Raw genomic sequence first — 13,026 nt, forward strand, 5'->3', positions numbered from 1 at the left:
TTTAGTGATATGAGGTAAATCGTGTTAAAAGACTACATCCCAAACTCGCTGATGTATATAGCGCTTTTGACTATAAAAGATATTCTTGGAGAGAATGGTTTTAAGGCCCTGCTCAATCACTCTAAGATCTCAAAGTATATTGAAGCACTTCCGCCGAACGATGAAAAGCTCGAAGTGCCCCTTTCGGATTTCTCACAACTCTTTATGGGCATTCTTGATATTTTCGGCGAAAGGGGGGCGAGGCCGCTGCTCTTCAATCTCGGGCGGAGGAGCTTTAACATCATATTGGAGGAGAATCCCAACCTCTTCGGCCTGGTCGGATTGGGATTGAAGATTCTATCTAAAAAGAAACGTATTGACAAGCTCTTTACCATTGCTTCCAAGGAGACGAATAAGATATTCGGTGAGAACCAGAAGTACTATATGAGCGATGAGGGCTTCGTCTTCGAGATATACGATTGCTTCTGGTGCAGGGGTCTCAAGACGGAGGGCCCGATCTGTTTTGCGGAGGTCGGGTGGGACGTCGAGGCGGCCAAGTGGGCCTCGGGGGGGGACAATCACGAGGTAAGGGAGGTATTGTGCAGGGCCAAGGGAGACGATATGTGCAAATTCGTTATCTCGCTCGATCCGAAAGAGGATTGAAATTAGCCGAAGGGAGAATAGAAGCATATTAATTGAATTCCCCTTTTCAGCGATATGAGGCAAATTATGCTTAAAGATTACATCCCAAACTCCTTGATGTATGTTACGCTTCTTACATTAAAAGATATTCTGGGAGGTAATGGTTATAACGCGCTGCTCCAAAGTTCTAAACTCAATAAATACAGAGAGAAATTTCCCCCGAATAACGATAAACTCGGAGTATTGGGAAGTGAGTTTACTCAATTAATCAAAGGGGTCATATTTATTTTCGGTGAGAAGGGGGCAAGGCCTCTCCTCTACAACGCCGGACGCAGGGGGTTTCAGGTTATTCTTAAAGAGAACCCTGCCATGTTTAACCTCGTGGGTTTAGGACTGAAGGCGATGCCCAAAAGGAAGCGACTTGAAAAAGTCTTCTCCACCGGATCTAAACAGGCCAATAAACTATTTGGAGAAAACCAGAGATTTTATGTCAGTGAAGAAGGCTTCGTAAGTGAGTTTTTCGATTGCTTTTGGTGCAAGGGAATTAAATCAGAGGGTCCGATATGTTTTGGTGAATTGGGGTTTAATGCGGAGACCGCAAAATGGGCCACAGGAGACGAGCACGAAGTAAAGGAGGTTTTGTGCAGGGGCAAGGGGGACGATATCTGTAAGGTAGTTGTATCGCTCGATCCTAAAGAGGATTGATTGATCGTAGGAGGTCGTCAGCCGACCTCATTTTAAGGTGCGGGGAATAGGGGGAATTGGGGGGAATCATATAAAAAATATAGGGATGAGACAGGTTTTAGGGGCAGGGGGGGGCTGTTCTTTGTTAAGGAGACCATATCGTTTGCCGTGAGGGGGGTTGGAAGATTTAATTGGAATTCGGTTTCATGGTCGGTGACGATATTGTGCCGGGGCCTGAGAGGGTGTGGGGGGTGAGGGCGATGTCTCCCGTCTCGGGTTGAAGTTAAAATTTTAGACTTGTTTTGTATCCGCCGGGGTTTTCAGCTGTCCAGCCCTTGATAAGGGCAGGAATATATAGAAATTTTTTCATGCAATGTATTCAAAACAATTTGATAATAGGAGGTAAGATATGCCGCTTTCCGATTCAGAATTAAAAAAATTGGAGGAGAAGGCCTACCAGCTTCGCAAGGACGTCATTCAGACCGTCGCGTGGTCTGGCGGCGGACACGCCGGGGGAGCCCTCTCTCAGCTCGACTTACTTGTGGCGCTCTACTACAAGTATATGAACGTAGACCCCAAAAATCCCGAAAAGGAGGATCGGGACAGGCTTGTTCTTTCCAAGGGGCACGGCGGAGTCGGCTACGCGCCGGTCCTGGCGGACAAGGGATATTTTGAATTCGACCTGCTGAAGACCTTCAACCACACCGGCTCAAGATTCGGGATGCACCTTGACAAGCTGAAGGTCCCGGGCGTTGACGCTTCGACAGGCTCCCTCGGACACGGCCTTTCGATAGCGGTGGGGCTTGCCCTGGGGGCGAAGATAGGCGGGAAGAAGTGGATCACCTACTGCATCATGGGAGACGGCGAGCAGCACGAGGGATCGATATGGGAGGCGGCTATGGCGGCCGCCCATTTTAAGCTCGGCAACCTTATCGGATTTGTCGACAGGAATAGGTTCTGCATCGACGGAAAGTGTGAAGACATCATGAACGTGGAGCCGCTGGACAAGAAGTGGGAGGCGTTCGGCTGGAAGGTGGTGACGATCAACGGCCATGACTACAACGAGATATGTGGTGCAATCGATGAGGGGCTTGCCTATAAAGACGGGCCGTTTCTGATCATCGCCAATACGGTAAAGGGTAAGGGTGTTGAATTCATGGAGGGTGTGGCGGCCTGGCACTATGGTGGACTCGACGGCGAAAAGACCAAGGAGGCCCTGGCATCTATTGACAAGATGTATGGAAAATAGAAAAGGAGGTTAGTCATGGTAGAAGGTAGTGTAACATGGAGTTTATCCGACGCCGATCACATGACGGCCGCGGAGATATACGGCGAGATGCTCGTCAGGCTCGGGGAGGAGAGGGAGGAAGTGGTGGCCTTAACGGCGGACCTGGCGAGATCGACCAAGATAGGAAAGTTTGAGGAGAAATTTCCGGAGCGCTTTTTCAACGTCGGCATAGCCGAGCAGAACCTCTTCGGGATAGGCGCCGGACTCGCCCTGGCGGGATATATCCCCTTCATCTCGACCTTTGCGGTCTTTGCATCGTTGAGGGCCGGGGAGCAGGTGAGGACCGATATATGTTATCAGAACCTCAACTGCAAGATCATAGCGACGCACTCGGGCGTCTCCTTCGGGCAGGCGGGCTCCACCCACCACTGCACCGAGGACATCTCGGTGATGAGGTCTTTCGCCAACATGACGGTCATAGTCCCAGCAGACGGCATAGAGACCGCCAAGGCGGTAAGGGCCTGCATCGACTGGCCCGGCCCGGTGTACATAAGGATAGGGAGGGGCTTCGAGCCCTGGGTTCACAAGGACGACAAATACGACTACAAGATCGGCAAGGGGATAGAGATGGTCTCGGGGACCGACATTACGGTAATCGCATGCGGCCCATCGGTCTACGCCGCGGTGGATGCCGCCAAGACCTTGAAGGATGACGACGGGCTCTCGGTGAGGGTCATAGACCTCCACACCATAAAGCCGATAGACAAAGAGATTATTGTAAAGGCGGTCACGGAGACCAGGAGGATCGTCACCTTTGAAGACCACAACATAATCGGCGGCATGGGGACGGCCGTGGCCGACGTCATCGCGGAGTCGGGCAAGGGATGTGCCTTCAAGAAGGTCGGCATCCCCGACGAGTTCTCCATTGTCGGATACCCGGAAGACCTCTACAACCACTTCAAGATCGACAGCGAGGGCGTCATCGAGACCGTCCGTGAGGTCATGGGCAAGGAGTATGAAGAGGACGAGGACTGGGAAGACGAAATGTAGTAGTGAGAAAACCAGAAGAATAAGGAGGCGATATGCCTGACGATAAATATGTCCTTGCGAGGATCATGCTTAGGGCCGCCATCCCGTTGGCCAAGGTCTTGGTAGAAGACGATCCGAAGATGCGGGAAAAGTACCGCGGTTTCAACAGCGTCGTCCAGTTCGAGGTGAAGGGGAGCGAAGACCTTGTCGCCGTTATGAATTTCGTTGACGGGATTCCCGAACTCGGCTTTGAGCGCCACGAGAACCCGGACGTCAATTTCGTGTTCAAAAACGCCGGCCAGCTCAACAAGTTCTTCGCAGGAAAGATAGCAATGCCGAAGATAAAGGGGATGCTCAAGCTGGGGATTCTCCTCAAGGTGGTCCCGCTCCTTCTGGGGCTTACCCTGCTCCTTCCCTCCAAGAAGCCGAAAGACCCGGCAAAGAGGAAGCTCAAGGTAAAGCTCCTGTTCTATATGCTGAGCTCGGCCCTCTCCCAGATGAACAAGGCGGGGGACGAGGAGTTCAAAAGCTTTACAGAAAAGATGCCGGACCGCATCATCCAGTGGACGTGCCTTCCGGACGGGCCTTACGCCTATCTCAGGATAAAGCGGGGAAAGACCAAGGCGGGAAGGGGACTCTACACGAGGAGGAAGCCTTTCATAGATATGCAGTTTAGGGATGTTGACAGCGCCATCAAGGTGCTCACAAACGAGGTTGATCTCATCATCGCGGTAAAGGAGGGCTATCTCACCCAGATCGGATCGCCGGAGTACGGCGCAAAGCTGGGCTCTTACATGCTCAAGATCGATCAGTGGATCAGGGAGTCTTAGTCCATTTATCAAAAGCTAGAGAGTCTGTATATGATCGGGCTTTTGTGTTGTGCGGCTTGAGCAATCGTTGAATCGTAAAGGAGGGTCAATGGCCGAACTTAAAAGGGCCTTGAGGCTGAGGACCGTTGTGGCCACCAGCGCCGGAATGGCGATGGCCACGTCATGTTATGTCGCCGGGGTTGAGATAGCGAACATGATGGCGGGGCAGACGGCGTGGATAGCCATCCTCGTGGCGGGGGTGATGTGTATGTTGTCGGCCCTCTGCTTCTCGGAGCTGAGCGGGATGTACCCGTCTGCGGCGGGGTTGAAGCTCTATATCGAGAGGGCCTTCGGGGAGAGGACCGCGATCATCGTGGGGGCCTTCTACATTATGTGCGCCATAGCCATCGTGGGGCCCGAAACCCACGTATTGAGCAAGGTAATCGGAAGGGTCTTTCCGAACGTCCCGAGTCTGGTCTGGGTCTTCTTCTTCCTGGGGATAATCGGACTGATAAATCTCAGGGGGATTATCATCACGGGCTGGGTGCAGGATATCCTCTCGTACTCCATGATAACCTTCATGTTGATAGCCGGGGGATACGCGATATCGGTATCGGGAGTGAAGATCGGAGAGTTTTTTCATCCTGGTGACGCGATGGGCGTGGTCGAGGCGGCGGCCCTGGGGGTATTTCTCTACGTCGCCTTCGAGTGGGTGACCCCCCTGGCGGAGGAGGTCACCGACGGCATGATGATACCGAAGGGTATGCTAATGTCGGTGGGCCTCCTCGCGATTACCTACGTGGTGTTTATCACGGGGATGACGTCTGTTGTCGATAAGGAACTCCTCGCAGGCTCAAAAATCCCCCATATGCTGATGGGAGAGGCCCTCTTCGGTCAATACGGCCTCTGGTTCTTCGCCTTTATGAGCGTCATGGCGTCGATGACCTCCTATAACGCGGGATTTCTGAACTTCTCGAGATTCATGTACGCCATGGGGCGCGACAACGTCCTGCCCAGGGTCTTCTCGAAGCTTCACCCGAGTTACGCCACGCCCTGGTTTGCGGTTCTCGTTACGTTCACCATCTCCATAATTGCGTCCCTTTACGTGTTTCTTACAGAGAGGGTTATGATACTTATCAAGGTTACCGCCGCCATCGAGGTGATTATCTACATAGCCATGGCCCTGGCGGTAATCAAGCTTAGGCGTTCTAAGGCGGACGAAGTGCGCCCATTCAAGATACCGGGGGGGATTGTTGTTCCCGTTCTCGCAATCATCTTCTTCCTGGTGCTTCTCGTGGGAATCTACGCGGACGACATCGTTGTCCTTTACATAATGCTATCGATCCTGCTCCTCTGTGTCCTGTACACCTTGGCCGTTGTGCCGAGGCTCAAGGCCGCCTACGAGGCGAAGATGGCAAAGCGCGTCCCCAGGAGGAGGCGCCCGGGAAGCTCTTAGGGGGCAAAATAAAGCGGTTGCCGTTTTGTGTTTATGTTTGCCGTCGACGGCCGTTGATGCTAAAATAGGTGGGTGGAGAGAGGAGGTGAGGTATGCTTAAAGAACATATTCCGAACTCGATGATGCACATTACCCTCCACACGATTCAGGATATAATCGGAGAGAACGGGCTGAACGCGCTGCTGAATCATGCCAGGCTCACAAAGTACAGGAATAACTTCCCTCCGAATAACGAAAAAAACGAGGTGCCGATAGAGGAATTCAACGCGGTTCTCGGAAGTGTAATCGATATATTCGGCGAGAAGGGGTCGAGGCCCATACTATACAACGCGGGGCGAAGGGGATTTCAGATCACTCTGGAGAAGAATCCCGCAATGGTGGGATTTGTGGGCTTGGGACTCAAGCTGTTGTCTAAGAGGAAGAGGATCGAAAAAGTATTTAAGGTAGGGGCCGAGGGAACCAACAAGGTCTTCGGGGAGAACCAGAGGTTCTACGTGAGCGATGAGGGATTTGTCTGTGAGCTTTTCGACTGCTATTGGTGCAAGGGGCTCAAAAGCGAGGGGCCTATATGTTACGGCGAAATCGGGCTGGATGCCGAAGTGGCCAAGTGGGCCACGGGCGATGAGCACGAGGTTAAAGAGGTGTTGTGCAGGGCCAAAGGGGACGACGTCTGCAAGTTTGTAATCTCTTTCGAGCCCAAAAAGGAGAGTTAGAGCTTAGAGGTAAATTTAAGGAGTTTAAGATGAAGATAGGTGTTCCGACCGAAATAAAGGCGGAAGAGAACAGGGTTGCCCTGACACCGGCAGGCGCCGCCGCCTTTGTGAGCCACGGGCACAATGTTTTTATCCAAGAAGGGGCGGGTTTGGGCAGCGGCCTTACGGACGAGGAATATAAAGCCGCGGGGGCCAAGATACTCCCCGACAAGGAGGCGGTCTGGGCCGAAGTGGATATGATAATCAAGGTGAAGGAGCCGTTGGGGCCTGAGTTCGGCCTCATGGAAAAGCAGATCCTCTTTACATATCTTCACCTGGCGGCGGACGAGGAGCTTACGAAAAAGCTCCTCAAGACAAACATCGTTGGAATCGCATACGAGACGATCCAGCTTACGGACAAATCGCTCCCCCTTCTGGCCCCAATGAGCGAGGTCGCCGGGAGACTCTCCGTCCAGATGGGCGCCCGCTGTCTCGAGGCGATAAGCGGCGGCAGCGGAATATTGATCTCCGGGGTGTCCGGGGTGCCGCCGGCAAAGGTCGTTATCCTGGGCGCCGGGATAGCGGGTTCCAACGCCTGCTTTGTCGCCGTCGGTATGGGGGCGAGGGTCACTATTCTTGATGTCAATCCGGTAAAGCTGAGATATATCCACGACGTTATGGGCGGGCATGTGGTTACGGTCATGTCGAACCGGGCAAATATAGAGGAGGAGGTGCTTTCCGCGGACCTCGTCATAGGATCGATTTTGATTCCGGGGGCCAAGGCGCCGAAGCTTATCACAAGGGATATGGTCTCCAAGATGAAGAAGGGATCGGCAATAGTCGACATAGCTGTGGATCAGGGGGGGTGCGCGGAGACGACAAAGCCCACGACCCATAGCGATCCGATCTATATCGTCGACGACGTTGTCCACTACGCCGTGGCAAACATGCCCGGAGCCGTTCCCAGGACATCCACCTTCGCCCTGACAAACGCGACCCTGTCGTATGCGCTGGATATCGCCGATAAGGGCGTGGAAAAGGCGGTAAGGGATGACAATTCCCTCAAGAAGGGCGTGAACGTCATGGATGGAAATGTGACGTGCAGTGCCGTGGCCGATGCGTTCGATATGGAGTGTGTCGATTTAGATTTTTCTTGATTTATTAGCCGGTTTCCAATATAATAACACTTTAGTCTAATCGTGATGGGGCAAGTGTAATTTTATTGGAGTTGTGAAATCCCGTGCAGAGTTTGTGGTGATGCAAAGAGCTTGGGCAATTTCGGGGGTGAGTGGGGGAGGAGGGGAGAGGGTGAGTGGGGGATTAGAAAATAAGATCGATTCAATGATTGGAATGAATTGCATAGATCGGTATCTGATAGTTGAGTCAAGTTTAGTACCATAGAAGTAACTTAAGGGGAGTCTTTTCAATGCTCAACACCGTAGCCAAGATAAAGTCGACTTTGGACGAATATGTGGTCGGACACGATGACGTAAAGGAGGGGATACTCCTTGCCCTGATAGCCAGGGAGCACGTATATATCGAGGGTGCCCCCGGAACGGCAAAGACGATGCTTGCGGAGCTTGCCGCAAAGGCCGCAAACCTCCAGTTCTATTTCTACCAGTTTCACCGGGACACGAGGCTCTCGGAGCTTATCGGTGAATATATCATATCGAGGGAAGAGACGACTCAAAAATTGGAATCGGGAAACGGCAAGGGAGAGCTGATAAGGCAGCAGCTCCTTCCGGGAGGAATATTGACCGCCCAGATGGTGGTCCTCGACGACATCACCAGGGCGCCCGGGGAGGCCCTCAATATCCTGCTGAGGCTTCTTAACGAGAGGGAGTATCAGGGGATCAAACTGCCGCTTCTGACCGCTATTGCTACAAGCAACCCAACCCAGGACGATTACTACAACGAGCCCCTCGACCTCGCCAACCTCGACAGGTTTGCAATCCAGCTCAGATCCCAGGGACTCCTGACGCGGGGAAACTGGGACGAGGCGCTGTCGGTATTGGATTACTACGTAGACCACATCTTCGATAAGGACTCCATAAAGGGATTCGAGGCGGAGCTCTTTGAAAAGCCCATCGACTATCTCTTGGACGTAGAAGTGCCCCAGAAGGTCAGAAAGAGGCTGATGAAATTCCTCAGTAAGCTAATCGATGATTACCACCTCAACGAAACGAACTCCCTCCTGACCGACAGGACGTTTTTGGTGAAGGCCGTAAGGATCCTGAAGGCCAAGGCGATCCTCGAGGGGAGAAAAGAGGTAAGCCCAGGCGACCTCTCCGTCCTGAAATATATGACAACCTTCCGCGTGCCGGAAGAGATAGCCGAGCGGATCGAGGAGATACTCGAAAATCTCGACGAAAAAAAAAAGTAGATGAGCCGGAGCAAGAGGAATCGCAGCAGCCGGTAGAGGAGGAGAGCAGGACCCAGGACAGCCAGGAGGGGAATCAGGAGCCGGCGGAGCTTACCGACAAGGACTTCGAGAGATTCCCGGACGAATCGTTTATCGTCAAAGACCTTCTGCCCGCCCTGGAGAAGATGTCCGATGACGTTCGGGACAGGGTGGAGGAGAACACCAATAAGGAGACTCTGAGGGACGTTCGCCCTATACTGAAGGTCATCGAGGGAAACATCGTACAGAAGACACAGGACCTTATGAAGGACTACGGGGGATCGCCGAGGAGCTGGGCGCGCCTCGAAGACTTCTCCCAATTCGAAGATATAGATCCCGTTGAATCCTCCATATGGTTGGAACAGTTGAGTCCCACGCTGCCCAGGGCGCTTCTTAGGAAGAGAAAACTTAAAGGCGGCGCACTGGCGGTAATCAGGGACGTCAGCTCATCCATGACCGGAACGAGGGCCCAGTGGTCGTCGATGCTGATTCTGGGGCTTGTCAGGATGGCCAGGAGGAGAAGGATGAAGCTGGGTTACATCGAGTTCAACCACCAGTCCACAAAATTCACCAAGAGTCAACTCTTCTTTAACAGGTCATATAACAAGATCGGAGATATGGCGGCCAAGTGTCTCTGCAGCGGATTTACCAACTACCAGCTTCCCCTTATGGACGCCATCAGGGAGTTCAAGAGCGTAAACGATAATATAAAGCACGTGGTCTTCATCACCGACGGCAGACCGACCGAAGGAGACAGGGAGATCACACGGGAGATAGAGCTGGCGTCAAGGGACGATATCGCGGTCCACTCCATATATATCGGCAAGAAGGACTCGCCGGAGATATTGAGGACGCTCTCAGTGAAAACGGGGGGGACCCACTTTCAGGTGGGGCCGGACGACTTCGGCAAGTTGAAACTCAAGACCCTGTGAGGGGCCGGTAAAGAATTTAACGGGTGGTTGGCACAGATGTTAATTGGGGGGTGGTGAGTGTAATCGTTGAACGGGAGGTTGGCGCAAATGTTAGTGTGGGGGTCGGGTATATATTCTTGGAGGGGGGTCGGGCAAAAATTTTACACAGGGTGGGAAGGGCAGGAATATTGGAGTGGAATGGCGGGCGGGAATTCTTAGTTGGGGTATGATCGGGAGTTTTGATTGCCGATATTATTTTAGGATGATGAGTGAGGATTAAATATTGTCAGGAGTTGTCGGGCGGGAAAGGGGAATTGATGTTTCTTAGATTCAGGCAGGGTGGAGCGGGTCGCGGAGGTGATTCGCAAGGTTGGCGGGTGTTCGATTAGATTTGACCGTAGTAAATGAAGAGGTGCTATATGGGGAGAGACGAGGTTCTAAAGACGTTCGAGGGTGTTGTCAGTGATCCCTTGGGATCGATAAAGGAATACAAGGAGAAGGAGAAAAAGCCGGTCGTCGGCTATTTCTGTACATACACCCCTGAGGAGATGATTCACGCCGCAGGCGCAATCCCCTTCAGGATCATCGGCGAGAATAAGGCCGTAGAGAGGGCCGACGGTCACCTGCAGAGCTACTCGTGCTCGCTTATCCGGACGGGGCTCGACTTGGCGCTTCTGGGAAAGCTCGACTTTGTCGACGGCACGGTCTTTCCCCACACCTGCGATTCGATCCAGCGCCTCTCCGACATATGGAAGGTAAACGCGAAAATCGACTACCATGCAGACGTCGTCCTTCCCGTTAAGCTCAACACCGAGAGCGCAAAGAAGTATCTGATCGAGGAGCTCGGGGCTTTCAGAAAGTCCCTCGATGAGCACTTCTCGACGACCGTCTCCGATAAAAAGCTGAGAGAAAGCATAAAAGTATATAACGAGATGAGGGACAACCTCTCCCGTCTCTACAGGATCAAGAACGAGGCCCCGAAATCGATAACGGCGAGGGACGTGAACAATTGCGTCAAGGCGGCGATGTACATGCCGGTTGAGGAACACAATCGCTTGATGGCGGAGCTTCTTGCCGACCTCGATAAGGGGGCAAAAGACGAGGATGCCCCCCGCGTGATATTTTCGGGAAACCTCTGCGTCTTTCCGGAGATACTCGATTTTGTCGAGAAGGCGGGCGCCTATGTGGTGGGAGACGACATGTGTACCGGCTACCGCTACTTCGTGACTAATGTCGATGAAAAGAAGGGGGACGATCTCGGCCCAATAGAGGCTATCGCCGACAGGATTATAAAGAGGCCGATCTGCGCGGCGAAGCACAATCCCGATTTTGACAGGGGGGAGTTCCTAAAAAGCCTGGCCAGAGAGGTAAAGGCCGAGGGGGTGGTATTCCTCTTCTTGAAATTCTGCGATCCCCATTCCTTCGATTATCCCCGTCTGATGAAGTCTTTGGATGAGGTTAAGATACCCCATATCCTGATAGAGACCGAGATGGACAACCCCGCGTTGGGGCAGCTTAGGACGAGGATAGAGGCCTTTGTCGAGATGATTCGAGATAACAGATAGGAGGAAGCCGTGGCTGAAGATAAAAAGGTAAAAGATCCCGAGAGGGAAAAGAGGAAATTCAAAACGGCGAAAGATATGCGTGAGCTTATGACCGCCTATTACACGGAGGCGAAGACAGCCGAGATAGACGGCTCCAAGAAGATCGCCTGGATAACGAGCGGCGGGCCTGTGGAGCCGCTTCACGCCATGGACGTTATCCCCATATACCCGGAAAACCACAGCGCCATGCTGGGGGCTTCGAAGATGAGCATCGAGATGTGCGAGGTGGCCGAAGAGATGGGTTATTCGAGGGACCTCTGCTCATATTTCAGGGGAGATATAGGGAGCGCCGTGACGAAGAAAAGCCCCATCCCCGGGGCGCTGCCGAAACCCGATTTCCTTGTGGCGGCAAACAACATATGCGGCACGGTGACGAAATGGTACGAGATTCTGTCGAGATTTTTCGATGTGCCCCTCTTTCTTCTCGACACACCCTTCATCCACGGCAAGATAACCAAGCAAAGCTCCGAGTACGTCGAGGCCCAGATGAGGGAGTTGATCTCCTTTCTGGAGGTGAACTGCGGCAAGAAGTTCGACCACGACCGCTTTAAGGAGGTGGCGGAGACGGCCCTCGAGGGCCTCTACCTCTGGGAGGATATCCTGGCCACCTGCGAAAACAGGCCCGCGCCAATGAGCTGTTTCGACGCATTCTTTTTTATCGCACCGATAGTGACCCTCAGGGGAACCAAGGAGTGCAACGAGTTTTATAGAAAGCTATTGGCCGAGCTCAAGCAGAGGGTGGAGGATAATATAGCCGCGGTCCCTAACGAAAAGATCAGGCTCCTCTGGGACAACATCCCGATATGGACGCGTCTCAGAGACCTCTCCGAGCTTTTCGCCTCCCACGGGGCGTGCCTTGTTGCGGATACCTATACAAACGCCTGGGCCAGGACGAAGATCGAGGGGGACGATCCGGTAAAGGGCCTTGGAAACGCCCTGCATAAGGCGTATCTCAACATAGATTTTCAGCAGATGATCAAAGAGGTGAAGGGGCTGATCAAGAGGTTTTCCGCCGACGGCTTTGTCATCCACTCCAACCGGTCCTGCAAGCCCTATTCCCTGGGGCAGTTCGACATGGCGAGGACCATCCAGGAGGAGTTGGACATCCCGACCATAATCATCGAGGCCGACCAGACGGACGACAGGGTCTTTTCAGAGGAGCAGACCAAGACCAGGGTCGAGGCGTTTATCGAGACGGTCACCGAAAAGATTAAAAAGGCCTTGTGAATCTATTGATTATGATCGATCACTCCTCGGCGTGAAGTTTTCGAGGGGATCGAATATATCGGTCGATCATTTCTCGGTGTGAAGCTTTCGATGGAATCGAATATATTTGTCAAAGCTTATCGATGATAAACGTCAGGCTTTTTGGCGGCCTAAAGCAGCACACGGGCGGAGCAAAGAGGATCGAGCTTGCGTTCGAGGACGTCAAGAGCGTCGAAGATATTCTGCATACCATGAGAATTCCAAAGGGAGAGGTGGGCCAGGTCCTAATCAACGGCACTCCCATGGAATCTTCCCGAACTTTCAATGATACCGTTTCAGATGGCGATGAGGTGGATTTCTATCCTATCTCCGCAGGGGGATAGAC

Annotated in this window: 13 protein-coding genes; all 13 read left to right on the forward strand. The window is 52.8% G+C overall.

Annotated elements, in window-relative coordinates:
* Positions 1–21 precede the first annotated feature (21 nt).
* The 13 genes from JW984_06780 (at position 22) to JW984_06840 (ending at position 13,024) form a co-directional block, all read left to right on the forward strand.
* Positions 22–642 carry a hypothetical protein gene (locus tag JW984_06780; protein MBN1572888.1) on the forward strand — a complete coding sequence of 207 codons (621 nt, stop codon included), beginning with the start codon at positions 22–24 and terminating at the stop codon, positions 640–642.
* Positions 643–708: 66 nt separating this feature from the next.
* Positions 709–1,326 (forward strand): 4-vinyl reductase, encoded by a 618-nt coding sequence (locus JW984_06785; GenBank protein ID MBN1572889.1) that lies wholly within the window; start codon positions 709–711, stop codon positions 1,324–1,326.
* A 388-nt stretch (positions 1,327–1,714) separates the two neighbouring features.
* Complete coding sequence (locus JW984_06790; protein MBN1572890.1) at positions 1,715–2,554, forward strand: transketolase; 840 nt, start codon at positions 1,715–1,717, stop codon at positions 2,552–2,554.
* 15 nt (positions 2,555–2,569) lie between these two features.
* Positions 2,570–3,583, forward strand: a complete 1,014-nt coding sequence (locus JW984_06795; GenBank protein MBN1572891.1) for a transketolase family protein — start codon at positions 2,570–2,572, stop codon at positions 3,581–3,583.
* A 32-nt stretch (positions 3,584–3,615) separates the two neighbouring features.
* On the forward strand, positions 3,616–4,392 hold the full coding sequence (locus JW984_06800; GenBank protein MBN1572892.1) for a hypothetical protein: 777 nt from the start codon (positions 3,616–3,618) through the stop codon (positions 4,390–4,392).
* An 88-nt stretch (positions 4,393–4,480) separates the two neighbouring features.
* A complete protein-coding gene (locus JW984_06805; protein MBN1572893.1) occupies positions 4,481–5,827 on the forward strand; it encodes an APC family permease in 1,347 nt (448 codons plus the stop codon).
* Positions 5,828–5,919: 92 nt separating this feature from the next.
* Positions 5,920–6,540: a hypothetical protein gene (locus JW984_06810; protein ID MBN1572894.1), complete on the forward strand. Its 621-nt coding sequence runs from the start codon at positions 5,920–5,922 to the stop codon at positions 6,538–6,540.
* A 29-nt stretch (positions 6,541–6,569) separates the two neighbouring features.
* A complete protein-coding gene (gene ald / locus JW984_06815) occupies positions 6,570–7,676 on the forward strand; it encodes an alanine dehydrogenase (protein ID MBN1572895.1) in 1,107 nt (368 codons plus the stop codon).
* Between the two features lie 269 nt (positions 7,677–7,945).
* Positions 7,946–8,902, forward strand: a complete 957-nt coding sequence (locus tag JW984_06820; GenBank protein ID MBN1572896.1) for a MoxR family ATPase — start codon at positions 7,946–7,948, stop codon at positions 8,900–8,902.
* A gap of 164 nt (positions 8,903–9,066) precedes the next feature.
* Positions 9,067–9,852: a VWA domain-containing protein gene (locus tag JW984_06825; protein ID MBN1572897.1), complete on the forward strand. Its 786-nt coding sequence runs from the start codon at positions 9,067–9,069 to the stop codon at positions 9,850–9,852.
* A gap of 398 nt (positions 9,853–10,250) precedes the next feature.
* Positions 10,251–11,396 carry a 2-hydroxyacyl-CoA dehydratase gene (locus JW984_06830; protein MBN1572898.1) on the forward strand — a complete coding sequence of 382 codons (1,146 nt, stop codon included), beginning with the start codon at positions 10,251–10,253 and terminating at the stop codon, positions 11,394–11,396.
* 75 nt (positions 11,397–11,471) lie between these two features.
* On the forward strand, positions 11,472–12,662 hold the full coding sequence (locus JW984_06835) for a 2-hydroxyacyl-CoA dehydratase (GenBank protein MBN1572899.1): 1,191 nt from the start codon (positions 11,472–11,474) through the stop codon (positions 12,660–12,662).
* 122 nt (positions 12,663–12,784) lie between these two features.
* Positions 12,785–13,024, forward strand: a complete 240-nt coding sequence (locus tag JW984_06840) for a MoaD/ThiS family protein (protein MBN1572900.1) — start codon at positions 12,785–12,787, stop codon at positions 13,022–13,024.
* The last annotated feature ends 2 nt before the right edge of the window (positions 13,025–13,026 follow it).

This window comes from Candidatus Zymogenus saltonus (genome assembly GCA_016929395.1).
GTDB lineage: Bacteria > Desulfobacterota > Zymogenia > Zymogenales > Zymogenaceae > Zymogenus > Zymogenus saltonus.